The organism is Streptomyces sp. NPDC052114 (genome assembly GCF_040680155.1).
Lineage (GTDB): Bacteria > Actinomycetota > Actinomycetes > Streptomycetales > Streptomycetaceae > Streptomyces.
The window spans coordinates 53,922-76,084 of the sequence record NZ_JBFAWC010000009.1 but is presented as its reverse complement, the minus strand read 5'-3'; the positions used below and the strand labels follow the sequence as shown (position 1 = coordinate 76,084).

At 72.6% G+C, this 22,163-nt stretch carries 25 protein-coding genes and 1 riboswitch; of the genes, 8 read left to right on the top strand and 17 right to left on the bottom strand.

Annotated features, from left to right (window positions below; all coding sequences use genetic code 11):
- Positions 1-31: 31 nt before the first annotated feature.
- The 6 genes from AB0L89_RS20810 to AB0L89_RS20785 form a co-directional block, all read right to left on the bottom strand.
- Positions 32-1,045: a hemolysin family protein gene (locus AB0L89_RS20810; RefSeq protein WP_365142862.1), complete on the bottom strand. Its 1,014-nt coding sequence runs from the start codon at positions 1,043-1,045 to the stop codon at positions 32-34.
- Positions 1,042-2,376, bottom strand: a complete 1,335-nt coding sequence (locus AB0L89_RS20805) for a hemolysin family protein (protein WP_365142860.1) — start codon at positions 2,374-2,376, stop codon at positions 1,042-1,044. The genes AB0L89_RS20810 and AB0L89_RS20805 overlap by 4 nt, the downstream gene beginning before the upstream one ends.
- A gap of 153 nt (positions 2,377-2,529) precedes the next feature.
- Positions 2,530-2,955: a GNAT family N-acetyltransferase gene (locus AB0L89_RS20800; RefSeq protein ID WP_365142858.1), complete on the bottom strand. Its 426-nt coding sequence runs from the start codon at positions 2,953-2,955 to the stop codon at positions 2,530-2,532.
- Between the two features lie 130 nt (positions 2,956-3,085).
- Positions 3,086-3,976: a TIGR03621 family F420-dependent LLM class oxidoreductase gene (locus AB0L89_RS20795; RefSeq protein WP_365142856.1), complete on the bottom strand. Its 891-nt coding sequence runs from the start codon at positions 3,974-3,976 to the stop codon at positions 3,086-3,088.
- A gap of 77 nt (positions 3,977-4,053) precedes the next feature.
- A complete protein-coding gene (locus AB0L89_RS20790) occupies positions 4,054-6,618 on the bottom strand; it encodes an FtsX-like permease family protein (RefSeq protein WP_365142854.1) in 2,565 nt (854 codons plus the stop codon).
- 14 nt (positions 6,619-6,632) lie between these two features.
- On the bottom strand, positions 6,633-7,481 hold the full coding sequence (locus AB0L89_RS20785) for an ABC transporter ATP-binding protein (protein WP_365142852.1): 849 nt from the start codon (positions 7,479-7,481) through the stop codon (positions 6,633-6,635).
- A gap of 165 nt (positions 7,482-7,646) precedes the next feature.
- Between AB0L89_RS20785 and AB0L89_RS20780 the strand changes: the two genes are divergently transcribed.
- From AB0L89_RS20780 to AB0L89_RS20770, 3 genes are all read left to right on the top strand, one after another.
- Entirely contained in the window at positions 7,647-7,874 is a 228-nt protein-coding gene (locus AB0L89_RS20780; protein WP_365142850.1) for an antitoxin, read from the top strand.
- Positions 7,875-7,877: 3 nt separating this feature from the next.
- A complete protein-coding gene (locus AB0L89_RS20775; protein WP_365142848.1) occupies positions 7,878-8,249 on the top strand; it encodes a fic family toxin-antitoxin system, toxin component in 372 nt (123 codons plus the stop codon).
- A gap of 146 nt (positions 8,250-8,395) precedes the next feature.
- Positions 8,396-8,758, top strand: coding sequence for a VOC family protein (locus AB0L89_RS20770; RefSeq protein ID WP_365142846.1), 363 nt, complete (start codon positions 8,396-8,398; stop codon positions 8,756-8,758).
- 10 nt (positions 8,759-8,768) lie between these two features.
- On the opposite strand, the gene AB0L89_RS20765 is transcribed toward AB0L89_RS20770, so the two are convergent.
- The 4 genes from AB0L89_RS20765 to bioB all read right to left on the bottom strand — a co-directional run bounded on the left by AB0L89_RS20765 (position 8,769) and on the right by bioB (position 12,774).
- Entirely contained in the window at positions 8,769-9,440 is a 672-nt protein-coding gene (locus tag AB0L89_RS20765) for a class I SAM-dependent methyltransferase (protein WP_365142844.1), read from the bottom strand.
- 122 nt (positions 9,441-9,562) lie between these two features.
- Positions 9,563-10,297, bottom strand: a complete 735-nt coding sequence (bioD, locus tag AB0L89_RS20760) for a dethiobiotin synthase (protein WP_365142842.1) — start codon at positions 10,295-10,297, stop codon at positions 9,563-9,565.
- A 1-nt stretch (position 10,298) separates the two neighbouring features.
- Complete coding sequence (locus AB0L89_RS20755; RefSeq protein ID WP_365142840.1) at positions 10,299-11,576, bottom strand: adenosylmethionine--8-amino-7-oxononanoate transaminase; 1,278 nt, start codon at positions 11,574-11,576, stop codon at positions 10,299-10,301.
- Positions 11,569-12,774, bottom strand: coding sequence for a biotin synthase BioB (gene bioB / locus AB0L89_RS20750; protein ID WP_365142838.1), 1,206 nt, complete (start codon positions 12,772-12,774; stop codon positions 11,569-11,571). The genes AB0L89_RS20755 and bioB overlap by 8 nt, the downstream gene beginning before the upstream one ends.
- A 120-nt stretch (positions 12,775-12,894) precedes the next feature.
- On the opposite strand from bioB, the gene AB0L89_RS20745 reads away from it, so the two are divergent.
- Entirely contained in the window at positions 12,895-14,073 is a 1,179-nt protein-coding gene (locus AB0L89_RS20745) for an 8-amino-7-oxononanoate synthase (protein WP_365142836.1), read from the top strand.
- A gap of 33 nt (positions 14,074-14,106) precedes the next feature.
- Here the strand turns inward: AB0L89_RS20745 and AB0L89_RS20740 are convergent, their stop codons facing one another.
- Both AB0L89_RS20740 and AB0L89_RS20735 read right to left on the bottom strand, forming a co-directional pair.
- Positions 14,107-14,331: a DUF397 domain-containing protein gene (locus AB0L89_RS20740; RefSeq protein ID WP_365142834.1), complete on the bottom strand. Its 225-nt coding sequence runs from the start codon at positions 14,329-14,331 to the stop codon at positions 14,107-14,109.
- On the bottom strand, positions 14,328-15,203 hold the full coding sequence (locus AB0L89_RS20735; RefSeq protein WP_365142832.1) for a helix-turn-helix transcriptional regulator: 876 nt from the start codon (positions 15,201-15,203) through the stop codon (positions 14,328-14,330). Before AB0L89_RS20735 ends, AB0L89_RS20740 begins: the two co-directional genes overlap by 4 nt.
- 273 nt (positions 15,204-15,476) lie before the next feature.
- Between AB0L89_RS20735 and AB0L89_RS20730 the strand changes: the two genes are divergently transcribed.
- Entirely contained in the window at positions 15,477-15,929 is a 453-nt protein-coding gene (locus AB0L89_RS20730) for an ATP-binding protein (RefSeq protein WP_365142830.1), read from the top strand.
- 84 nt (positions 15,930-16,013) lie between these two features.
- Here the strand turns inward: AB0L89_RS20730 and AB0L89_RS20725 are convergent, their stop codons facing one another.
- Positions 16,014-16,931 carry a LysR family transcriptional regulator gene (locus AB0L89_RS20725; protein ID WP_365142828.1) on the bottom strand — a complete coding sequence of 306 codons (918 nt, stop codon included), beginning with the start codon at positions 16,929-16,931 and terminating at the stop codon, positions 16,014-16,016.
- Between the two features lie 84 nt (positions 16,932-17,015).
- On the opposite strand from AB0L89_RS20725, the gene AB0L89_RS20720 reads away from it, so the two are divergent.
- On the top strand, positions 17,016-17,633 hold the full coding sequence (locus AB0L89_RS20720) for a LysE family transporter (RefSeq protein WP_365142826.1): 618 nt from the start codon (positions 17,016-17,018) through the stop codon (positions 17,631-17,633).
- 113 nt (positions 17,634-17,746) lie between these two features.
- On the opposite strand, the gene AB0L89_RS20715 is transcribed toward AB0L89_RS20720, so the two are convergent.
- From AB0L89_RS20715 to AB0L89_RS20705, 3 genes are all read right to left on the bottom strand, one after another.
- Positions 17,747-18,220: a C40 family peptidase gene (locus AB0L89_RS20715; RefSeq protein WP_365142825.1), complete on the bottom strand. Its 474-nt coding sequence runs from the start codon at positions 18,218-18,220 to the stop codon at positions 17,747-17,749.
- A gap of 3 nt (positions 18,221-18,223) precedes the next feature.
- Positions 18,224-18,400, bottom strand: a riboswitch (cyclic di-AMP (ydaO/yuaA leader).
- Between the two features lie 358 nt (positions 18,401-18,758).
- The gene (locus AB0L89_RS20710; RefSeq protein WP_365142823.1) at positions 18,759-19,067 is read right to left on the bottom strand and encodes a hypothetical protein; all 309 of its coding nucleotides are present in this window, start codon (positions 19,065-19,067) and stop codon (positions 18,759-18,761) included.
- 7 nt (positions 19,068-19,074) lie between these two features.
- Positions 19,075-19,710 (bottom strand): ATP-dependent Clp protease proteolytic subunit, encoded by a 636-nt coding sequence (locus tag AB0L89_RS20705; RefSeq protein ID WP_365142821.1) that lies wholly within the window; start codon positions 19,708-19,710, stop codon positions 19,075-19,077.
- Positions 19,711-19,840: 130 nt separating this feature from the next.
- Here AB0L89_RS20705 and AB0L89_RS20700 point away from each other — a divergent pair, with 130 nt between their 5' ends.
- Positions 19,841-20,623, top strand: a complete 783-nt coding sequence (locus AB0L89_RS20700) for a GNAT family N-acetyltransferase (RefSeq protein ID WP_365142819.1) — start codon at positions 19,841-19,843, stop codon at positions 20,621-20,623.
- 70 nt (positions 20,624-20,693) lie between these two features.
- Entirely contained in the window at positions 20,694-20,972 is a 279-nt protein-coding gene (locus tag AB0L89_RS20695; protein ID WP_365142817.1) for a type II toxin-antitoxin system Phd/YefM family antitoxin, read from the top strand.
- Between the two features lie 107 nt (positions 20,973-21,079).
- Here AB0L89_RS20695 and AB0L89_RS20690 read toward each other — a convergent pair whose 3' ends face one another.
- Positions 21,080-22,087 carry an ABC transporter permease gene (locus AB0L89_RS20690; protein WP_365142815.1) on the bottom strand — a complete coding sequence of 336 codons (1,008 nt, stop codon included), beginning with the start codon at positions 22,085-22,087 and terminating at the stop codon, positions 21,080-21,082.
- Positions 22,088-22,163: the final 76 nt, after the last annotated feature.

Here is a 22,163-nt window from a genome sequence, read left to right as displayed (position 1 = left end):
CCTTGATCGATTCGTTCCGGCCCCTGCCGGATCACACCGGCTGGCCGAACAGCTCCCTCAGGACGTCCTCCATCGTGACCATGCCGGCGAGCCTGCCGTCCGAGCCGAGCACCGCCGCCACGTGCGTACGGCTGCCGCGCATGGCGGTCAGCACGTCGTCCAGCGGCGTGGTCTCGCGGACCTGGGCGATCTTGCGCATGTCCGGCACCCGGAACGGCAGGTCGCGCGGCGCCCGGTCCAGCGCGTCCTTCACGTGCAGGTAGCCGACGATGCGACGGCCGTCGTCGACCACGGGGAAGCGGGAGAAGCCGGACTCGGCCGAGAGCTGCTCCAGCTTCTCCGGAGTGACGCCCACGCGCGCGTAGACCACGTCCTCCAGCGGCAGCACCACGTCCCTGACCGGGCGGCGGCCCAGCTCCAGCGCGTCGTGCAGCCGCTCCTGCGCACGGTCGTCGATCAGGCCCGCGTCCGAGGAGTCCTTGACCATGCGGGCGAGCTCGTCGTCGGAGAAGCTCGCCGACACCTCGTCCTTCGCCTCCACGCGCAACAGCTTCAGCAGGCCGTTGGCGAACGCGTTGATCGCGAAGATCACCGGCCGCAGCGCCCGCGCGAGCGTCACCAGCGGCGGCCCGAGCAGCAGCGCCGTGCGGACCGGCTCGGCGAGCGCGATGTTCTTCGGGATCATCTCGCCGAGCAGCATGTGCAGATAGGTCGCCAGCGTCAGCGCGATGACGAACGAGATCGGGTGGACCAGGCCGTGCGGCACCCCGACCGCGTCGAACGCCGGCTCCAGCAGATGCGCGATGGCCGGCTCCGCGACGATGCCGAGGACGAGGGTGCACAGCGTGATGCCGAGCTGCGCGGCGGCGAGCAGCGCCGACACGTGCTGCAGCCCCCACAGCACGCTCTTGGCCCGCCGGTCGCCCTCCTCCGCGTACGGCTCGATCTGGCTGCGGCGCACGGAGATGAGTGCGAACTCGGCACCCACGAAGAAGGCGTTGACGACGAGCGTCGCCAGGCCGATCAGCAACTGGACGGCGATCATCGGGCGTCCTCCTCGTGGGCGTCGGCGGCCTGCGGGGCGTGCAGCAGCACACGGGCGGCGCGCCGCCCCGCCGCGTCGACGACGTCGAGCCGCCAGCCGGCCACCTCGACCGTGTCGCCGACGGCCGGGATGCGGCCGAGCTCCGTGGCGACGAGTCCGGCGAGCGTCTCGTAGGGTCCGTCGGGCGCCCGCAGGCCCACCCGCGCGAGCTGGTCGGTGCGCGCCGCGCCGTCGGCGGAGTAGAGCGTCCTGCCGTCGTCGTCGGTGCCCGCGGCGGCGATGTCGGGCGTCTCGTGCGGGTCGTGCTCGTCCCGCACCTCGCCGACGACCTCCTCGACGATGTCCTCCAGGGTCGCGACACCGGCGGTGCCGCCGTACTCGTCGATGACGACGGCCATCGTGCGCTTGCCGGAGAGCCGGTCCAGGAGCCGGTCGACGGTCAGCGTCTCCGGTACGAGGAGCGGCTCGCGCATCAGCTCGGCGACGGAGACGCGCGGCCTGCGGTCGGCGGGCACCGCGAGCACGTCCTTGATGTGGGCGACCCCGACGACCGTGTCGAGGTTGCCGCGGTAGACGGGGAAGCGGGACAGGCCGGTCGCGCGGGTGGCGTTCGCGACGTCCTCGCAGGTGGCGTGCACGTCGAGGGCCATGACCTGGACGCGCGGCGTCATCACGTTCTCCGCGGTCAGGTCGGCGAGGTTCAGCGTGCGCACGAACAGCTCGGCGGTGTCCGCCTCGAGAGCGCCCTCCTTGGCGGAGTGGCGGGCCAGGGCCACCAGCTCCTTGGGGCCGCGCGCGGAGGCCAGCTCCTCGGCGGGCTCCATGCCGAAACGTCGTACGGAACGGTTCGCGGTGTTGTTGAGATGCGCGATGAACGGGCGGAACGCGGCGCTGAACAGGCGCTGCGCCGTCGCCACCCGCTTGGCGACGGCGAGCGGCGAGGAGATCGCCCAGTTCTTGGGGACCAGCTCGCCGACGACCATGAGGAAGACCGTCGACAGGGCGGTGCCGATGACCAGGGCGATCGAGGATGCCGCCGAGCGCGGCACACCGAGGTCGCCCAGCGGGCCCGCGATCAGCTTGGCGATGGACGGCTCGGAGAGCATGCCGACCACCAGGTTGGTGACGGTGATGCCGAGCTGGGCGCCGGAGAGCTGGAAGGTGAGGTTCTTGACCGCCTTGAGGGCGCCGGCGGCCCCGCGCTCGCCGCGTTCGACGGCCCTTTCGAGTTCGCTGCGCTCGACCGTCGTGAGCGAGAACTCCGCCGCGACGAAGACGCCGCAGGTCAGGGAGAGCAGCACCGCCACGAGGAGCAGAAGCACTTCGGTCATCGGGTCACCTCCGTCCCATGATCGGGCAGGGCGGGGAGGAATGCGCGATGTCGGGTACTGGGAGGCTCGCCCATGGGCGGACGCTCACACCTTTCCGTGGGATACGACTGGTGTGTCCATGTTAAAGGACCAGCAAAGCCGTTCGAACTGGTGTCAGGTCTCCAGAGGCTTGACCCAGCGGCTCCACTGCGGTTCGGGAGCGTATCCCGCCGCGCGCCAGGTGTGGTGGGCGAGGTCGTTGCGGTCCAGGACCATCGCGTCGCCGCGGCGCCCGCCGAGCCGCACGAACCGCTCCTCCGCGGCGGCGAGCAGCGCGGAGCCCACGCCCCGGCGGCGGTGGTCCGGATGGACGGCGAGACGGTAGAGGTGGCAGCGCCAGCCGTCGAAGCCGGCGACGACCGTGCCCGCGAGCCCGCCCGCGCGCTCGGCGAGGATCAGCGCCTCGGGGTCGCGGGCGAGGAGCCGCTCCACGCCGGAGCGGTCGTCGCTGATGCTCGTGCCCTCGGCGGCCACCTTCCAGAAGGCGAGCACCGCGTCCAGGTCCTCGGGCGTCGCGGCCCGTATCCGTAGATCGTCCATGCGGTCATCCCACCACCGGGGCGGAGCACGGCGTGCGGGGATTTCAGGATGCGGACGCGGGACGAGGCCGGGGGGGGGAGGCCTTGCTCTCCGGGTGAGGCGGCCCTCCTCAGGAGGGAGGCGGTCTCCCTCAGCTGCCGCTCAGCTCCTCGACGACCGGTCCGAACGCCTCCATGGACGATTCCAGAACGCTGATGTAGGAGAAGCCGAACCGCTCGCGCAGGGCGCGCAGTTGCTCCGCCATCTGCCGGACCGTGCCGAGCAGCAGGACGGGCAGGTCGAGTGCCTGGTCCTCGGTGAGGTGGGGGACCAGGGAGAGGAAGGGGCGGACGGCGGCCCGCCGGTCCCTGGTCGCCTCGACCCGCTGGAGCAGGAAGTTCAGCTCCGCCGGTGCGGCCCGGGACGCGGCGAAGCGGCGGTAGGTGTCGACACGCTCGGCCAGGTCCTCGGTCGACTGGACGGACAGCGTGCCGCTTCCGTCCTCGGGGCTCGTCCGCGTGCCGGTGAAGGCCGCGATGTCGGCGTGCTCGGCCGTCAGCCCCAGCATGCGGTCGCCGGTGCCGCCGATCAGCAGCGGCGGGCGCGGGCGCTGCACGGGCCGGGGCGTGTGCTCCTCGGAGCCGAGCAGCCTGTCCAGCTCCTCGACCGTGCGCCGCAGGTGGGCCACGCGGTCGCCCGGCGAGCCCCAGGGCAGACCGGCCCGGTCGTGCTCGGCCCTGACGTAGCCGGTGCCGAGGCCCAGTTCGAGGCGGCCGCCCGTGAGCGCGTCCGTGGTGGCCACCTCGCGCGCGAGCAGGGTGGGGTTCCAGAAGGCGGCGTTCAGGACGAAGGTGCCGACCCGGGGGCGCTCGGTGGCCTCGGCCGCGGCGACGACGGAGGGGAACGGCGCGGGCATGCCGAGGTGGTCGGCGACCAGGATGACGTCGTAGCCGAGGTCCTCGGCCTTGCGGCACTTCGCCCGCCACTCGTCGCCGGTCGTGGGGGTCATCATGGTGACGCCGAATCGGAAGGGGCGGGCCATGAACTCTCCTCGTGTGGGGTGGACGCGGTCCGGCCGGGCGTGACGGTTGTGTACGCGAGACCGTCCCGACCGGCCCCTCATTCGTGGGCGATCGCCGCCAGGACGTTCATGCGGGACGCCCGCAGCGCCGGAAGGAGCGCCGCCGCGAGGCCCACGAGCACCGAGCCGATCACCACCGCGACGATGGTCGTCCACGGGAACGCCAGCTCCTTCATGCCCTGCAGGGCGAGGACCTGCTGCACGGCGACGCCCCAGATCAGGCCGAGCACGAGACCGAGCACCGCGCCGAACACCGCGATCACCACCGACTCCAGGCGGATCATGCGCCGCAGCTGGCGCCGGCCGAGCCCGATGGCGCGCAGCAGCCCGATCTCCCGGGTGCGCTCCACCACCGACAGGGCGAGGGTGTTCACCACGCCGAGCACCGCGATGACGATCGCGAGGCCCAGCAGCGCGTAGACGAGGTAGAGCATCACGGCGATCTGCTGCCGGATCAGCTCCTTGTAGTCGGCCTGGTCGCGCACCTGCACCTGCGGATAGGGATCGAGAGTCCTGTCCAGGTTCGCGCGCAGCGTGTCCGCGTCCGTACCCGAGGCCGCGTTGACGTACAGCGCGGAGTCCTGACCGCCCGGCACGTACTTCTCGACCGTGCGGAAGCCCAGGAAGAGCCCGCCCTCGACGCCGAAGCCCTCGGGGGAGTCCTGGTCGGTGAGCGCGCCGACGGTCAGCCTCGTGGTGCGCCCGCCGGGGAACGTCGCGGGCAGCGAGTCGCCCGCGCGCACCCGGTGCTCGGCCGCGAAGTCCTTGTCCATGCCGATGTGCCCGGGAGCCAGTGCGGCACGTGAACTGCCCTGTGCGTACTCGACATGGGCGACGTCGTCGAGCTGCCGGTCGTAGCCGGCGGCCGTCGACTTGACGTGCTGTCCGTCGGGCATCGTCAGTTCGATCGGGGTGAAGCGCTGGCGGACGACGAGGCCCGCGCCCTCGGTGTCCTCGACCTTCCGGGTGACCTCGGGCGAGAACGGCATGAAGTTGCTGTTCTGCACCACGAAGTCCGCGCCGAGCGTCTTGTCGATCTGCCGGTCGAACGACTTGGTCATCGACGCGCTCGCCACCGAGAGGCCGCCGACCAGCGCGAGCCCCACCATGAGCGCCGCGGCGGTGGCGCCCGTGCGGCGCGGGTTGCGCAGGGCGTTGCGCTGGCTCATCCGGCCGACCGAGCCGAAGACGGCGGGGAACGCGCCGCCGAGCACCCGGATCACCGGACGCACCAGGAGCGGCCCGGCGAGCACGGTGGCGATCAGGGTGAGGACGACGCCGAGACCGAGCAGGGACGCGGCCGACGGGGTCGTATCCGCCGCCGCGCAGCCCACCAGCGCGGCGGCACCCGCCACCGCGACCACCGAACCCGCCACGGCCCGCACCGCCAACGGCCGCCCCACGCCGGCGACTTCCGCGTCGGCGAGGGCCGCCATCGGCGAGACCTGGGCGGCCCGGCGCGCCGGGAGGTACGCCGCGACGAACGTGACGCCGATGCCGACGACGTACGCGGCGACGGGCGTCACCCAGCCGATCACCATCTCCGTGGACTTCAGGTTCATCCCGAACAGGCCCATCAGCTCGATCAGGCCGAGGGCCAGACCGATGCCGAGGGCGAGCCCCAGCGTGGAGCCGACCAGGCCGAGCAGCAGTGCCTCGGTGAGCACCGAGCGGCGCACCTGCCGCCGGTCGGCGCCGAGCGCGCGCAGCAGGCCGAGCTCCCGGGTGCGCTGCGCGATCAGCATCGAGAAGGTGTTGACGATCAGGAAGATGCCCACGAGGACGGCGATGCCCGCGAAGCCGAGCATCACGTACTTGATGACGTCCAGGAAGGCGCCGAATTCCTCGGCCGCCGACTTCGCCTGCTCGTCGGCGGTCTCCAGCTTGTAGCCGGAGCCCAGCGAGGCCGCGATCCGCTGCTTGAGCACCGTGTCGCCGACGCCGTCGGCGGCGGTCACGGAGATGCTCGTCGCCTCTTTCGTCGAGCCGAGGAGACCGCGCTGGGCGGCCGTCGTGTCCAGGTAGACGAGGGCGGCGCCGGGGTTGGTGGTGGTGAACGTGGCGATGCCGACGACCTCGACCTCGAACGAGCCGGGGCGCGCCTGGATGGTCAGCGTGTCGCCGATCTCCACGTCCTTCTTGTCGGCGGTGTCCGCGTCGAGGACCGCCTGCCCCGCGCGGCGCGGGGCGTGGCCCGAGGTGAGTTCCACGGGGCTGCGGTCCGTGAGGTACCAGTTCGTGGCGACGGTGGGCGCGCCGGTCGTGGGCCCCACCGATTCGTTGTCGCTGTCGACGACGACGGCGTTGTCGACGGACACGTCGAGGTGCGCGTCGGCGACCCCCTTCACCTTCGCCACGCGCGCCCTGAGGCTCGCGGGCACCGTCGGTGTCTGCCCCGAGGGCACCGCCTCGTCGAGGTCCTCCTTCGGCGCGACCGTCACATCGGCGGAGGTCGAGGCGAAGAGCCGGTCGAAGGTGCGGTTCACCGTGTCCGAGAAGATCAGGCTGCCCGCGACGAACGCGACCGACAGGATGACCGCCAGCGCGGACAGCACGAGCCGGCCCTTGTGCGCGAGAAAGCTCCTGAGCGTCGCCTTCAGCACGGCGCCCCCCCGCGTCAGCTCTGCTCGGTGGCGCCGTGGCCGGACGTGTGGTCGCCGGGCGGTGCCGCCCCCGGCGCGGGCGGCACCGCGTGCATGGCGTCGAAGCGCTTCATCCGTTCGAGCACCGCTTCGGCCGTCGGGCGCGCCATCTCGTCCACGATCCGCCCGTCGCCGAGGAAGAGCACCAGATCGGCGTGGGCGGCCGCGCCGGGGTCGTGGGTCACCATGACGACGGTCTGGCCGAGCTGGTCGACCGCGTCGCGCAGGAAGCCGAGCACTTCGAGTCCGGCCCGTGAGTCGAGGTTGCCCGTGGGCTCGTCGGCGAAGATCAGCTCGGGCTTGGCGGCCAGGGCCCGCGCACACGCCACCCGCTGCTGCTGCCCGCCGGACAGCTGCGCCGGGCGGTGCTTGAGGCGGTCCCGCAGGCCCAGCGTGTCGATCACGTGGTCCAGCCAGGCGCCGTCGGGCCGCCGCCCGGCGATGTCCATCGGGAGCGTGATGTTCTCCAGGGCGTCGAGCGTGGGGATGAGGTTGAAGGACTGGAACATGAAGCCGATGCGGTCGCGTCGCAGCCGGGTCAGCTCACGCTCTTTGAGGCCCGTGATCTCGGTGTCCCCGAGCCACACCTGCCCCGCGGAGACGCCGTCGAGCCCGGCCAGGCAGTGCATCAGGGTCGACTTCCCCGAGCCGGACGGACCCATCACGGCCGTGAAGCGCTCGCGCGCGATGTCCACGTCGACCGAGTCGAGGGCGAGCACGGCCGTCTCGCCCGAGCCGTACGCCTTGGTGAGGCCGCGGGCGCGCGCGGCGGTTCCGGCGGGTCGCGAGGAGCCCGCGAGCGGTGCCGAAGCAGGTGTGGACAAGGCCGCCTCCTGGGTCGTGGCCGTTCCAACTGCCGTATGCCCGCGTAGAGTAGTGGGGCCCGCCGGGGGTCCGGTATCCCTCCGAGGTCGGTCGACTCGGACCGGTGTAAGGGGCAGGATCCTGGCGCCCTTGTCGTGCTAGCGCCTCGGCGCTAGCTTGACGGTATGGCGAAGACTCAGCTGAACGTGCGGGTGGACGAGGACACCGCCCGGGCCGCGCGGGAGCGCGCCCTGGCCCGAGGCATGAGCGTGAACCGCTATATCGAAGAGCTCGTCAGACAGGACGCGGGAGAAGTGGGGCATACGTTCGTGGAGGCGGCGGCCGACTTCATGAAGCAGTACGAGACGATCTTCGCCGAGGAGTTCGGCGGCGAGCGAGAAGGCCGTCGCTGAGCGTTGAACCTCAGAATCGATCTTGCCTGGCTCCTCATGATCGCCGAACACAAGACCCCCGGAGACCCCCAGGTCACCGACTGGGGGGCACTCGTCGCCGCCGTCAGCAGGCACGAGGCGGAGATATTCGGCGTACCCGTCTACGAGACCCCGCACGACCGGGCGGCGGCGCTCCTCCAGGTCCTGCTCCACATCCCCGCGCTGGAGCGCTCGAACGCGCTCTTCGCCTCCTCCGTCGCCTACGCCTACCTCGTCTCCAGCGGCCTGAAGGTCGTCACCTCGCCCGAGCAGGTGCGCGACCTCGCACGCCTGGTCAAGGAGGACGGCGCGAACGTGCACGCCATCGCGGACCAGCTGCGGTTGTGGAGTCTGTGACGGCCGCGGCGGCGGACCGCGGACCGCCGTGACACCGGGGCCTTTCCTGACCGAGCGATGAGTTGCGGCCCCCGGCCGAGTCGTAACGGACGACCAGCCGCGGGCCCGACGGCCCGCGCCACCTCGTCCGCCGGAGGAGACCGCCCATGACATCCACCATCCAGCCGATGCTCGTCACCCCCGACGTGGCGCGCCTGCTGTCCTTCTACCGCGATCTGCTCGGCGCCGAGGTGACCGAGCGCTATCCGAAGGACGGCGCGGTCTTCTTCACCCTGCTGCGGATCGGCGGCGCGGACCTCGGCATCGTCGCCGACGCCGAGGCCGAGACCGGCACACCGCAGCGGATGCTCCTGAGCGTGCGGGTGGAGAACGTGGACGACCTGCTCAGCCGCGTCGAGCCCCTGCACGGAACCGTCCTCGGACAGCCGAACGACATGCCGTGGGGCGAGCGCGTCGCCCACATCAAGGACCCGGACGGCAACGCGGTCAACCTCACCCAGAAGCTCTGAGCCCCGTCCGTCAGTCGGCGTCCGGACGCCGTGCCGTGCCGATCACGCAGTACGAGGAGGGCAGCCGCGGCCCCTTCGCGGGCACCAGGACCCGCCGGAACGCGCCGAGTTCGAACCCGGCCCCGCGCAGCGCGCCCAGCGGGTCACGTGCCACATGACAGCCGCCGAACAGGGGCGGCCACACCGTGCGGTCCAGGGCGCGCTGGGTCGCCGCCATCAGGGTGCCCGGCGCCCGCCCGTGCTCGAAGAACCGCAGCTCGCCCCCGGGCCGCAGCACCCGCCGCAGCTCGCCGAGCGCGCGCGGCACATCGCGCACGCTGCACAGGACGAGCGAGGCGACGGCCGCGTCGAACGCCTCGCTCTTGACAGGCAGCGCCTCGGCGGCGCCCGGCACCACGTCGACGGGCACCTCGGCGCGCAGCGCAGCCGACGCGGCCAACTGCCGCAGCAGGCGCTCCGGTTCGATCGCCACGACCTCGGCGACCTCGCGCGGATAGTGCGGGAAGTTCAGGCCGTTGCCCGCGCCGATCTCGATCACCCGGCCCGTGAGCCCGGCGAGCAGCTCCTTGCGGTGAGGGGCGATCACGGGCTCGGCGGCCGTGCTGTGGCGTGCGTAGAAGCGGGCGAAGACGGGGTGGTGCACGGCGTCCCTGTGCGCCGGCCTGGCGGAGCGCGGTGACATGAACCCTCCTCGGCGGAGCGGGCTGATACCGCAATGGTGCCCCGGCGGCGGCCGTTCCCCTCCTGCTGACGCGGGCGAGTCGTGCCGTCGGTCCGCCGCTCGGGCGGACCGACGGCACCGGCTCAGGCGCCCAGGGCCCCGGGCGCCTCCCGCTCCGCGAAGGCCGTCGCGTCCCAGGTGCCGCCCAGCTCGGGCCCCAGCCAACTCCCCGCCGCCGCACGGAAGTCGGCGACCGGCAGGGCGCCCGCCCCCTGCGGGATCGCGCCCAGCAGGCCCCCGCCCGCGTCCTTGGGCAGATCCGTGAGGTTGCAGCGGGCGGCCAGGTCCGGAGCGGTGGGCCAGCTGCCGACGACGACGCCCAGCTGGGCCACGCCGCGCGCCTCCAGCGCCTCCCTGGTCAGCGTCGTCGCGTTGAGCGTGCCGAGGCCCGCCGTCGTGACCACCAGGACGGGCGCGTCGAGCAGCCGCGCCGCGTCCGCCAGCGTGCCGCCCGCGTCGTCGAGACGGACGAGCAGGCCGCCCGCGCCCTCGACCAGCACCAGGTCGTGCTCCGTCGCCAGCTTCCGCGCCGCGTCGGCCACGTCCTGCGGGCCGACCTGTGCCAGTCCGGCCCGGCGCGCGGCGGTGTCGGGGGCCAACGGCTCCGGGTACCGCGCGAGTTCACGCGTGGTGACGCCCTCGCCCGCCAGCCGGGCCACCTCCTGCGCATCGCCCGGCTCGCCGGGGGCGACCCCGGTCTGCGCGGGCTTGAGCACCGCGACGCTCCGCCCCGCGGCGAGCGCGACGGCGGCCACCGCGGCCGTCGTCACCGTCTTGCCGATCTCCGTGCCCGTACCGGACACCACGATCACCGGCATGTCAGCCCTCCTTCGCCGCGGCGCACACCGCGCGCGTGATCCGCGCGACGTCGTCGTCGCCCGTGATGAACGGCGGCATCGTGTAGATCAGGTCGCGGAACGGCCGGACCCACACTCCCTCCCGCACCGCCGCGCGGGTGGCCGCCGCCATGTCCACCGGGTGGTCGAGCTGCACGACCCCGATCGCCCCGAGGACGCGCACGTCCCGGACCGAGCCGTGGTCGGCGACCTCGGCGAGGCCGTCCCGCAGCCCCGCCTCGATGCGCTTGACCTCGGTCTGCCAGTCCTGCCCGAGCAGCAGGTCGATCGAGGCGCTCGCGACCGCGGCCGCCAGCGGATTGCCCATGAACGTCGGCCCGTGGGCCAGGACCGGCACCTCGCCTTGCGAGATCCCGTCCGCGACGCGCGGCGTGCACAGTGTCGCCGCCATCGTCAGATAGCCGCCGGTCAGCGACTTGCCCAGGCACATCACGTCCGGTGTGATCCCCGCATGGTCCGCCGCGAACAGCGCGCCCGTGCGGCCGAAGCCCGTCGCGATCTCGTCGAGGACGAGCAGCACGTCATGGGCGTCGCACGCCTCTCGGAGCACCCGCAGATACGCGGGGGAGTGGAAGCGCATGCCGCCCGCGCCCTGCACCACCGGCTCGACGATCACGGCCGCCAGCTCCTGCGCGTGGCGCCCGATGATGTCGTGCAGATGCGCCGCGTACGCCTCCTCGTACGCGGCCGGCGGCGCGTCGGCGAACACCTGGCGGGGCAGCACGCCCTGCCAGAGCTGGTGCATGCCGCCCTGCGGGTCGCAGACCGCCATCGGCTGCCAGGTGTCGCCGTGGTAGCCGCCGCGCCAGGTCAGCACGCGCTGCTTCTCCGGACGGCCGAGCGAACGCCAGTACTGCAGGCACATCTTGAGTGCGACCTCGACCGAGACGGAGCCGGAGTCGCAGAGGAACACGTGCTCCAGGCCCTCGGGCGTCAGGTCGACCAGGCGCTTGGAGAGCCGGACGGCGGGTTCGTGCGTGAGCCCGCCGAACATGACGTGGCTCATGCGGTCCAGCTGGCCGCGCACCGCGTCGTTGAGGACGGGGTGGTTGTAGCCGTGGATCGCCGACCACCAGGACGACATGCCGTCGATCAGCTCGGTCCCGTCCGCCAGGCGCATGCGGACGCCGCTCGCGGACTCCACGACCAGGGGTTCCTGGCGGCCCGGCATCGGCCCGTAGGGGTGCCAGACGTGCTGCCGGTCGAGGGCGAGCAGGTCGGCCGTGGACAGATCAGGCATTGGGGGCCAGGTCCGTTCCCGCGCCCCGGCGGCGTACCGCCACCAGGTCCGTGCGTGCCTCGTTCGGCTCGGCGGGGGCCCGGTCCGCCGGCTGGTCGCTCCCGCAGGGGCCACAGCCGCCCCCGCCGTGCGAGCCGCAGCCGGCGGCCTCCGCGTCGTGCGAGCCGCAGCCCGCCGCGGCCGCGGCGGCGTCGACGCGGTGCTTCGGCAGCGTCACCTGGTCCGCGCCCTCGACCTCGAAACCTGCGTCCGCGATCATGTCCAGGTCGGCCTTGCCTGCCTGGCCCTCGCTGGTCAGGTAGTCGCCGAGGAAGATCGAGTTGGCGATGTTCAGGGCGAGCGGCTGGAGCGAGCGCAGATGGACCTCGCGGCCGCCCGCGATGCGCACCTCGACGTCCGGGCAGACGAACCGGGCCATCGCGAGGATCCGCAGGCAGCGCTGCGGCGTGAGGTTCCACTCCTTGGCCAGCGGCGTCCCCTCGAAGGGGATCAGGAAGTTCACCGGCACCGAGTCGGCGTCCAGCTCGCGCAGCGCGTACACGACGTCGACCAGGTCCTCGTCGCTCTCGCCCATGCCGGCGATCAGCCCGGAACAGGCGGAAAGGCCCGCCGCGTGCGCCTTCTGGACGGTGTCGACGCGGTCGGCGTACGTATGCGTCTTGGTGATGTCCCCGTACGTCGCCTCGGACGTATTGAGGTTGTGGTTGTACGCGTCCGCTCCCGCGCCCTTCAGGCGCTCCGCCTGACCGTCCGAGAGCAGGCCGAGGCAGGCGCACACCTCGACGCCCTCGTTCTGCTCCTTGACCGCCTCGATCGTCTGTGCGACGCGGTCGACGTCACGGTCCGTGGGGCCGCGGCCGCTCGCCACGAGGCAGACCCGCTTGGCGCCGCCGGCGATGCCGGCCGCGGCGGCCTGCGAGGCCTCGTCGGGCTTGAGCCAGGTGTACTTCAGGATCTCGGCCTTGGAGCCGAGTCGCTGGGAACAGTACGAGCAGTCCTCCGGGCACAGGCCCGACTTGAGGTTGACCAGATAGTTGAGTTTCACCCGTCGCCCGAACCACTGCCGCCGTACCTTCCCGGCGGCAGCCACTACGTCCAGGAGATCGTCGTCGGAGGTGGCCAGAACGGCCAGCGCCTCTTCACGGGTCGGCAGTTCGCGCCGAAGCCCCTTGTCCACCAGCGTGTTCAGCAGGTCCATGGCGCTGATCCTTACGCACGGCAGCCTCCCCGGCCAAGGAGGGTTTGCACAACAGAACCGGTTTGACGTGTGGGTATTGCCACATCCTGGCCAGGTGGCAGGGCGGCTAGGGTCTGTGCAATGTCTACAAACAGCCGCCCCGCGACGGGCGCATCGGGCGTACCCTCCTCCGCCTTCGGGTGGATCGACGAGCAGGCGCGGCTGCGCGCCGCCGCCGGACTCGTCCGCACTCTGCGTCCGCGCCCCGCCGCCGACGCCCTCCTCGACCTGGCGGGCAACGACTACCTCGGCCTGACCCGGCACCCCGAGGTCATCGAGGGGGCGGCCGCCGCTGCCCGCCGGTGGGGCGGCGGCGCCACCGGCTCCCGGCTGGTGACCGGCACCACCGAGCTGCACGCCGAACTGGAGCGGGAACTCGCCGAGTTCTGCGGGGCCGAGTCGGCCCTTGTGTTCTCCTCCGGCTACGCGGCGAACCTCGCCGCCGTCACCGCGCTCGCCCCGCACGGCTCGCTGATCGTCTCCGACGCGGGCAACCACGCATCGCTCATCGACGGCTGCCGGCTCGCCCGCGGGACCACGCAGGTCGTGCCGCACGCCGACCCCGAGGCCGTCCGCAAGACGCTGGACGCGCACGACGGGCCCGCGATCGTGGTCTCCGACTCGGTGTTCTCGGTGGACGGCGACATGGCCCCGCTGGCCGAACTGGCCACGGTCTGCCGCGAGTTCGGCGCCGGACTCGTCGTCGACGACGCCCATGGGCTCGGGGTGCTTGGCGACGGCGGCCGGGGCGCCCCGCACGCCGCGGGCCTGGCGGGCGCGCCCGACACCGTGGTCACCCTGACCCTCTCCAAGTCCCTGGGCAGCCAGGGCGGCGCCGTGCTCGGCCCCGCCGAGGTCATCGAGCATCTGGTGAACGCGGCCCGCACCTTCATCTTCGACACGGGCCTCGCGCCGGCCGCGGTGGGCGCCGCGCTCGCCTCCCTGCGCCTGCTGCGCCGCGAGCCCGAACGGGCCGCCCGGGCCCGCGAGGTCGCCGCCGAACTGCACCGGCGCCTGACGGCCGAGGGCCTTTCGGCGGTACGCCCCGACGCCGCCGTCGTCTCCGTGCGCGCGCCGTCGCCGGAGCTCGCCGTGCGCTGGGCGGCCGACTGCCGGGCCGCCGGCCTCGCGGTGGGATGTTTCCGGCCGCCGTCGGTGCCCGACGGCGTGTCACGGCTGCGGCTGACCGCCCGTGCGGATCTCACCGACGCGCAGATCGCCGATGCCGTACGAGTGATCAGCCGCAGTGCACCTCGATGAAGCATGCCGGGCCCGGTGAGGGCGGGGCTCTGCTCACCGCATGCTGTTGAGGAACGACTCCCAGGGGCCGGGGGAGAGAAGCAGGGCGGGCCCTGCGATGTTCTTCGAGTCACGCACGGCGCACAGGCCGGTCAGCGGACCCGAGTCGAGCGTGGCCGTCTCGACGCAGTTGTTCATTCCGTTGCTGTAGCTGCTGCGCTGCCACCGCGCACCTCGAAGGGTCGTGCTGGAAGGTACGTTCCGAGGCCTTGCGGTCATGGTGCCTCCTTAGCGCCGTCGCAGAGTTCGGCGATGAAATGCGTGGAGTCCTCGGGTGATAGCGCCTGTACCTGAAGGGAGGTGAAGGCCTCCGTGTACGCCTGGAGGTCTTCTTTCCGTTCGAGGTAGAGGCTACTCGTCAAATGGTCGAGAACAACCACATCCAGATCAGCAATGTTCGGAAATGAAAAAATAACGAAAGGACCGATCAGACCCACATGCTCTCCGGCGGCGAACGGCAGCACCTGGAGATGCACGTGCGGCAGCAGAGCCACCTTCCGTAACCGTGACAACTGCCCTGCGAAAACCCGCTCCCCGCCCACCGGCCGGCGCAGCACCGCCTCGTCCAGGATCACGCTCAGGCGCAGCGGCGGATCCGCGCGCAGCACGTCCTGGCGGGCCAGACGCACCTCGACCAGCGCGTCGACCTGCTCCTCCGGCAGGCCGCCGAGTGCGGCCCGGGTCACCGCGCGCGCGTACTCGGGGGTCTGCAGCAGCCCCGGTACGACACTCGTCTCCAGCGTGCGCACCCAACTCGCCTGCGACTCCAGGCTGATGAAATCGCGGTAGGTGGCGGGCAGCAGATCGCGGTAGGCCTTCCACCAGTGGTGGCGCCCCGCGCCGGGGTCATCGGCACCGGCGAACGCGAAGAGCAGTTCGTTCAGTTGGGGGTCCTTCACCTCGTACGCTTCGAGGAGCAGACGCACGTCGGCGGCCTTCACGCCACTGCGGCCGGTCTCGATCCGGCTCACCTTCGACTGGTGCCAGCCCAGCTTGGCCGCGGCCTGGCTGCTGGTGAGTCCCGCGTGGGTGCGCAGCGCGCGGAGTTCGGCACCGAGTTGGCGGCGACGCACCGCGGGGCCGTACTGCATGCCCGTCTCCTTCCGGGTGGAGCCGTCGGGCATCCCGGCGGCAGAGCGGGGGCAGTAGGCGACAGTAGAGGAAGCACCAGTGTGCATCCCAAATACGGTCTGCCGTAGCAGAGTTCACCGCTTCGAGCGACAGATATATGCACATCTCGGTGGATCGCCACCCGTGACAGGGTAAGGAGTGGCAGGCTGGCGCGAAGCACCAGTTCGGGACTGTCCTCGAGTCATCCGCGACGAGTCGGAGACCGGTCCCGGTGGGAAAGGGACAGCGTCGCCATGGCAGACCTCCAGGAAGCCTCCGTCACTCTGCCGAGCGATCCTGCCTCGGTCTCCGCGGCCCGGAAATACGTCTTGCGGGTGCTCTCCGAATGGGGACTGCCCGGCGACGACGAGGTGGCCGACACGATCAGACTGATCGTCTCCGAGCTCGCCACGAACGCCGTGCAGCACACCTTGGGGCAGTCGCCCACCTTCACCGTGGACGTCGAGCTCGACCGGGAGGAGCAGCTGCGGATCGGTGTCACCGACAGCCACCCCCGCTACCCCAGGCGGCTGCCCGCGGCCGTCCAGCAGGACAACGGCCGGGGCATGGTAATCATTCGCTGGCTCACCGCAGAGTGCGGCGGCAGACTCTCGGTCAGTCCGACCGACGAGGGCGGCAAGACCGTGTGGATCGCCCTGCCCTGGAAGGCGCCGGTCCGGCGCAGACAGCGCGGCGCCGCGCACTGAGACGCGGGACCGGCCGATCCGCCCGCGAGAGCTCGCGTGGGGGCCGCGCCGGTGGGTCCGCGCGATCTCCCGGGCCGTGCTCGGTCAGCCCGTCCCGGCCGAGCGGCCGAACGCCCCGCGCAGCAGCGCCCGGAAGGAGTCCGCCGCGGCGTTCGGCTCGTCGGTGCGGTGCACCACGGAGATCGTGCGCCGCAGGTCGCCCGGTTCCAGCAGGCGGGTGCCGACGGGCGTGACCGCGGTGCGCGCCACCATCTCCGGTACCACGGCGACCCCGAGCCCGGCGCTGACCAGCGCGCAGACCAGTGCGTACCCCGGTGTCCCGACCAGCACCGCGGGGCTCGTCCCGGCACGGGCCAGCGCCCGCTCCACCGCCTGCCGGGGCGGATGGTCCGGCGCCATGCTGATCAGCGGCTGTCCGGCCAGCTCGGCCAGCGGCAGCCGGGAGGTGCCGCTGCTGAGGGCGTGCCCCGGCCGGGTCACCAGGACCAGCTCCTCGACCAGGATCGGCTCGGCCGAGACCGCGGCGGGCAACGGCACCGGATCGGCGGGCTCGTAGGTGTGCGTGAGCGCCAGGTCGACCTCGCCCGTCGCCACGGCGGTGACACCCGAGGGCGGCTCGTGCCCCGTCACCGTCAGCTCCACATCCGGATGCGCCCTGCGGAACGCGCTCAGGACGGGCGGCAGCAGATGGATGCCGGCGGTCGGAAACGTCCCCACCCGCAGCCGTCCGCCGGAGAGCCCGGCGAGCCGCGCCAGTTCGTGCCGGGCCCGCTCCATCTCGTCCAGCACCCGGCGGGCATGCCCGACGAGGAGCTCGCCCGCACCCGTCAGCCGCGCCCCGCGATGGTGCCGGACGAGCAGTGCGGTGCCCGCCTCGCGCTCCAGCTTGGCGAGTTGCTGCGAGAGCGCGGGCACGGTGTAGCCGAGGCGCTCGGCGGCCCGGGTGATCGAACCTGCCTCGGAGACGGCCACGAGAGCGGCGAGGCGTGTGGGGTCGTACATGGCATCTCCCTCAACACCTGCTTAAGGCAGACCCAGGATATTCCACATACCTGCTGAAGGCTCCGCCCGGGCAGGCTGGCCCCCATGGACGCACAACTGGTCGCCTTCACCGGCGTCGCCGCGGGCATGGTCGCCGTGCCGGGCGCCGACTTCGCCGTCGTCGTACGCAACGCGCTCGCCTCACGACGGGCCGGAGTCGCCTGCGCGGTCGGTGTGGCCGGCGGGCTCTTGGTGCACACCGCGCTGGCCGTCGCGGGCGTCGCCGCGGTCCTCGCGGCCGAGCCCGCGCTCTTCCGGGCGCTGCAACTGCTCGGCGGGGTCTATGTGCTCCACCTCGCCCACCGCGCGCTGCGGTCGGCGGCGGTGCCGCGGGCCGCTTCGGGGGACGAACCGGTGGCGCGGGGCGGTGGCCTGCGCGAGGGGTTCCTCACCAACGCCCTGAACCCCAAGGCGTCGATCACCTTCCTCAGTGTGCTGCCCCAGTTCGTGCCCGACGGCAGCCCCGCGATGCCCAGGACGTTGCTGCTGGCGACGATCGTGGTGGCGTTCGCACTGCTGTGGTTCCCGGTGGTGGCGCTTCTGGTGGACCGGCTCGGTGCCTGGCTGCGCAGGCCGCGCACCGCCCGTGCCGTCGAGGCCGTCACCGGCGCCGCGCTCGGCGTGCTGGGTCTTGTGCTCCTCCTGGAGCCGGTTCTCGCGTGAGGGCGGAGCCCGTCCGGGTGTGACCGGAGGTTCTGCGGGGCCGCGGCTCCGGCGCGCGTCACGCACGGGCACCTGGCGGGTGCGTGACGCGCGCCGGACCGATCGCGGCCGGGTCAGCGGACCCTGCCGTACCAGACGCTCTTGGACCAGATCTTCTCCAGGCGGACCACCGTGCCCGTCTTGGGGGCGTGCCAGATGCGGCCGTTACCCGCGTAGATCCCGACGTGGTAGACGTTCCGGCCCGAGTGGAAGAACACCAGGTCGCCGGGGGATCGCTGGGACTTGGAGATGTGCCTGGTCTTGTTGTACTGCGCGGCGGCGGTGCGCGGCAGTTTCTTGCCCGTCTTCTTGAACGAGTAGAGCGTCAGGCCCGAGCAGTCGAACCTGTTGGGCCCCACCGCGCCGTAGCGGTACGGAGAGCCCTTCTTGGAAGCCGCGATCTTGAGCGCCTTCGTCCCGTGTGTGGCTGCCTGTGCCTCCGACGCGAGCCCGGGGGCCACGACGGTGCCGCCTACGACGGCGAGCGTGAGGACCGATGCCGCACCGGTCCTGCTGAGCAGCGACGGAACATGATTCAGCGCAGTCATGCGCAACCCTTCGTCAGCCGCCTGTGAAGGATGACCTGTCGGGTTCGGGCAGGCGAAGATGCCCGGCCGCGTCGTGCTCTGCGGCTTCACCCCAAGGGCGTCGTCCGGACTTCCCGGACGGGCCCGCCGTGCTTGGGTCCTCCACTCCTGCCGTTGCACCGATGTCGACCGGTCATCCGGGTGGCGGCAGGACTCGGCGTCCGCCCGGACCGCCCCGCCGCTGTGGCGGGGGCTTGTCGTCGGAAGGGATCTTGACCCGACAAGGGCGAAAAAACCGAGCCGAAACGGCGTTTTGTGAGGCTCCTCACGACTGACCCGTTCGGGTGGACACTGACGAATTCGGGTTGAGGAGGCATGGTCTGACGACCGCTCGACCAGCGTTGGAATGTGTCATTCCGCCCCCGTTGTACACACCTGGCGCAACTCTCCACGGCAGGGCGGCGGACGCCCTGGTACGCCGTCCGGGGTAGCTCGTCTGGTCCGTTTCGAACCGGTCCGGGACGTTCCGGAGGGCCGTGCGGGGGCGTCCGCGCCGTGGTCAACCGGCCGGGGGCGGCGGCACGGTGACCCGCCGGGCCCGTCGCTCGCCGTCGAGGACGCGCAGGGCCGTGGCGAGTGTGCCGGTGTGCACCTCGCTCTCGCCGCGCTGGTGCATGAGCGTGAGCGCGTCCCGCAGGGCGGTCGCCCGGCCGACGAGTGCCTGGGCGGCGCGCAGTCCGCCGTAGGTGTGCTCGGCGCGGGCGGGGTTGATCCGGCCGAGCAGGTCGACGACCTCCAGATAGCGGTCGACCAGCTCGGCCTCGGCCCGCGTCAGGGCGGGCAGGGGTGGCAGTTCGGGTGGCAGCATCGCCCGCTCACCTCGGATCGCGCGCGGCGAGGGAGGTCTTGCGGTTCGGGATGATCCGGTCCACGAGGCCGTACTCCAGGGCCGCCGGCGCGTCCAGGATCTTGTCCCGCTCAATGTCCGCGGTGATCCGCTCCGGGCTCTGCCCCGTGTGCCGTACGAGCAGTTCCTCCAGGAGCCGTCGGGTGCGCAGGATCTCGTCGGCCTGGATCGCGAGGTCGCTGGTCTGCCCCTGGATCGGTTCGGCGACGGAGGGCTGGTGGATCAGCACCCGCGCGCCGGGCAGGGCGCCCCGCTTGCCGGGGGTGCCCGCCGCGAGCAGCACGGCGGCGGCCGAGGCGGCCTGTCCGAGGCAGATCGTCTCCACGTCGCAGGTGACGAACTGCATCGTGTCGTAGATCGCCGTCATCGCGCTGAACGAGCCGCCCGGGGAGTTGATGTAGAGCGAGATGTCGCGGTCCGGGTCGAGGTACTCCAGGTGCATGAACTGCGCCATCACGTCGTTCGCCGAGCGGTCGTCGATGGGGGTGCCGAGAAAGACGATCCGCTCCTCCAGGAGCTTCGAGTAGGGGTCGAGCGTCCGCGTTCCCGAGCTGGTGCGCTCGGTGAACTCGGGCAGGACGTAGCGGGCGGACGGACGGTTCATGGCACGCCTCTCTTCTTCCGGTCGCGGAGCGGTCCGGGCTCTGTAGAAAATGTACAGGACGTACGTTTCTCTGAGGATGGGGAAGAGCGAGGTGTGCCGCCGCGCGGGGCCCGCGTACCCTCTTCGGGCCATGAGGGAAGACGCGCGGGAACGGGACGAGCGAGGGCTGCTCGCCCTGGAGATGGACGTCATCCACGGCCTCGGACCGGCCGGGGAGGGGACCGGAGGGCTGCCGACGGTGACCGATCCGTCGGTGCGGGCCGTGCTGGCCTGGTCGCCGGGGGCGCGGGTGCTGGCACTGGGTGCGGGCGTCGGCCCCGAGGGCCTCTTCGAGAGTGCGGAAGGTCCCGGTCCGGATGTCGATCCCAGGGGCGCCGCCGAAGAGGCGGAACAGCCGTACGCGCCGGGCGAGCCGCCCGCCGTCCTCGTACGGATCGCGGCGGCGCTGACGACGGCCGGCGAACGGGCCTCGGTCGAGGGCGGCCCCTGCTTCACCTTCCCGGACCCGCTCGCCGCGGACCCGCCCGCTGCCCTGCCCCTGCTGCTCTCGGACGAGGAGGGGCTGGAGGCGGCCCGGAGCCTGCGCCGCCCCGACAACTGGCGGCCCGGCGAATGGGCGGAGCTGATCTCAGGGGCGGCGGGGGAGTGGGCGATGGCCGTGCACGACGGCGCCCCCGTGTCCATCTGCCACACTCCGGCCGCCAACGCCCGCGGCGCGGAGGCCGGCATCTGGACCCGGCCGGACTTCCGCGGCCGCGGGCTCGCCCCGGCCGCGGTCGCCGCCTGGTCCCGCCGCGTGGGCCCCGGCAAGGAGGTGCTCTTCTACAGCACCACGGCCGCCAACCGCGCCTCCCGCTCGGTGGCCCGCGCGCTCGGCCTCACGCCGCTCGGCTGGATCTGGACCGTGCGCTGAGCCGTCGGGCCCGCGGGCGGGCGGCGGCTCGCCCCCGGAGCCCCGGAAGGACGGCGTCTAAGCTGGAGGCATGGCCTACGAGATTCCGGTGACGCAAGCCCGAGCAGAGCTCGCGGAGCTGATCAACCGCGTCGTCTACGGGGGCGAGCGGGTCGTGGTCACCCGCCACGGCAAGCCGCTCGTGGCGCTCGTGTCCGCCGCCGACCTGGAGCGCCTCGAACAGCTCGCGGACGCGTCGCAGGAGCGGACCGTCAGCACGGTCACCTCGATCGGTGCCGTGTCGCCCGCGCCGTCCGAGCCCCGGCGCTTCGGCATCGCGGCCGAGCACCGGGGCCCCAACGCCACGTAGCGCAGGGGTTGTCGGCGCCCCGCTGACGCGCACGCACGAGGCCGTACGTCCCCGTCCGCTACAGCGGGGACGTACGGCCGTTCCTGTGCGGCGCGACCCGGCGGGCGTCAGCCGACCGGCGCCGGCTCCGGGTGCGCCGCGGGCGCGGCGGCGGGCGCGGGCCGCCGCCTGCGGGCGCCGAGCAGCACCGCGGCGAGGCCGAGCACGGCCCACGCGCCGAGGGTGAGCGCGGGGCCCGCGGCCCCCGCGCCGTCGAAGAAGGACACCGAGCGCAGCAGGGTGCCCCCGGCGCCCGGGGGCAGCAACTGGCCGATGAATCCGATCGGTTCGGGCAGCAGCTGCGGCGCCGAGGTCACGCCGGAGAAGGGGTTGCCGAGCAGCACCATCAGCAGGGCGCCCACCCCTATGCCCGCCGGGCCGAGCAGCGCCGCGAGCCCGGCGACGGCGCCGGCGACCGCGAGCGTGGCGAGGGCCAGCACGCCTGCTTCCGCGACCCAGTCGCCGGTCAGTACGCCCAGCCAGCTGTGGGTGAGCGCGGTCGCGACGACACCGACGAGCGCGGCGGCGACGAGCAGGGTGAGGACCGCGCGCACACCGCGCAGTCCGCGCACGGTGACGAGCGCGCCGGCCGCGACACCCGCCATGGCCAGCGGCAGCACGCTCGACCCGAGCGCGGCGCCCCGCGGATCGGCCGTGGGCGCGGGCACCACGTCGACCACCGGCACGGCGGCGGACCCGGGGGCCTGCTGCTGCACGGCCTGCTGAAGCAGCTGTGCGACGACCGGGCTCGCGGCCGTCGCGGTGAGCAGCTTGGGCCCGCGGGGCGTGGCGACGACCGCGCCGTACACGGTCCGGTCCTCGACGGCGGCGCGGGCCGCGGCCTCGTCGGCGTACCGGTGGATCTCGAACGCGCCCTCGTGCTGCCGGAGTTGGCGGCTGATCGGCTCCGCCGCGGCGGCCGGTCCGGCGACGCCGAGGGGCAGGTCGCGGGGCGCGGTGCGGGCCGCGGGCCAGGCGAAGGCCCAGAGTGCGATGGTCACGAGCACGGGGACCAGGACGGCCACCATCACCATGCGGGGGCCCTGTGCGGGCGCGCCGGTGGGCGGTGTGGACATGGGGTGCTTCCTTCAGGGAGAGGGGAGGGGCGCTTCAAAGGGCCGCTTCAAAGGGCAGCTCAAAAGGACGCTTCGA

Bases quoted from the DNA above. Each gene is read 5' to 3' on its own strand.
- AB0L89_RS20715 (WP_365142825.1), bottom strand. From the start codon at position 18,220: ATGACTGCGCTGAATCATGTTCCGTCGCTGCTCAGCAGGACCGGTGCG.
- AB0L89_RS20780 (WP_365142850.1), top strand. From the start codon at position 7,647: ATGGCGAAGACTCAGCTGAACGTGCGGGTGGACGAGGACACCGCCCGG.
- AB0L89_RS20735 (WP_365142832.1), bottom strand. From the start codon at position 15,203: ATGCAGTACGGCCCCGCGGTGCGTCGCCGCCAACTCGGTGCCGAACTC.
- AB0L89_RS20695 (WP_365142817.1), top strand. From the start codon at position 20,694: ATGGCCTACGAGATTCCGGTGACGCAAGCCCGAGCAGAGCTCGCGGAG.
- AB0L89_RS20700 (WP_365142819.1), top strand. From the start codon at position 19,841: ATGAGGGAAGACGCGCGGGAACGGGACGAGCGAGGGCTGCTCGCCCTG.
- AB0L89_RS20720 (WP_365142826.1), top strand. From the start codon at position 17,016: ATGGACGCACAACTGGTCGCCTTCACCGGCGTCGCCGCGGGCATGGTC.
- AB0L89_RS20765 (WP_365142844.1), bottom strand. From the start codon at position 9,440: ATGTCACCGCGCTCCGCCAGGCCGGCGCACAGGGACGCCGTGCACCAC.
- AB0L89_RS20810 (WP_365142862.1), bottom strand. From the start codon at position 1,045: ATGATCGCCGTCCAGTTGCTGATCGGCCTGGCGACGCTCGTCGTCAAC.
- AB0L89_RS20690 (WP_365142815.1), bottom strand. From the start codon at position 22,087: ATGTCCACACCGCCCACCGGCGCGCCCGCACAGGGCCCCCGCATGGTG.
- AB0L89_RS20705 (WP_365142821.1), bottom strand. From the start codon at position 19,710: ATGAACCGTCCGTCCGCCCGCTACGTCCTGCCCGAGTTCACCGAGCGC.
- AB0L89_RS20710 (WP_365142823.1), bottom strand. From the start codon at position 19,067: ATGCTGCCACCCGAACTGCCACCCCTGCCCGCCCTGACGCGGGCCGAG.
- AB0L89_RS20795 (WP_365142856.1), bottom strand. From the start codon at position 3,976: ATGGCCCGCCCCTTCCGATTCGGCGTCACCATGATGACCCCCACGACC.
- AB0L89_RS20740 (WP_365142834.1), bottom strand. From the start codon at position 14,331: ATGACCGCAAGGCCTCGGAACGTACCTTCCAGCACGACCCTTCGAGGT.
- bioB (WP_365142838.1), bottom strand. From the start codon at position 12,774: ATGGACCTGCTGAACACGCTGGTGGACAAGGGGCTTCGGCGCGAACTG.
- AB0L89_RS20770 (WP_365142846.1), top strand. From the start codon at position 8,396: ATGACATCCACCATCCAGCCGATGCTCGTCACCCCCGACGTGGCGCGC.
- bioD (WP_365142842.1), bottom strand. From the start codon at position 10,297: ATGCCGGTGATCGTGGTGTCCGGTACGGGCACGGAGATCGGCAAGACG.
- AB0L89_RS20725 (WP_365142828.1), bottom strand. From the start codon at position 16,931: ATGTACGACCCCACACGCCTCGCCGCTCTCGTGGCCGTCTCCGAGGCA.
- AB0L89_RS20730 (WP_365142830.1), top strand. From the start codon at position 15,477: ATGGCAGACCTCCAGGAAGCCTCCGTCACTCTGCCGAGCGATCCTGCC.
- AB0L89_RS20805 (WP_365142860.1), bottom strand. From the start codon at position 2,376: ATGACCGAAGTGCTTCTGCTCCTCGTGGCGGTGCTGCTCTCCCTGACC.
- AB0L89_RS20800 (WP_365142858.1), bottom strand. From the start codon at position 2,955: ATGGACGATCTACGGATACGGGCCGCGACGCCCGAGGACCTGGACGCG.
- AB0L89_RS20755 (WP_365142840.1), bottom strand. From the start codon at position 11,576: ATGCCTGATCTGTCCACGGCCGACCTGCTCGCCCTCGACCGGCAGCAC.
- AB0L89_RS20745 (WP_365142836.1), top strand. From the start codon at position 12,895: ATGTCTACAAACAGCCGCCCCGCGACGGGCGCATCGGGCGTACCCTCC.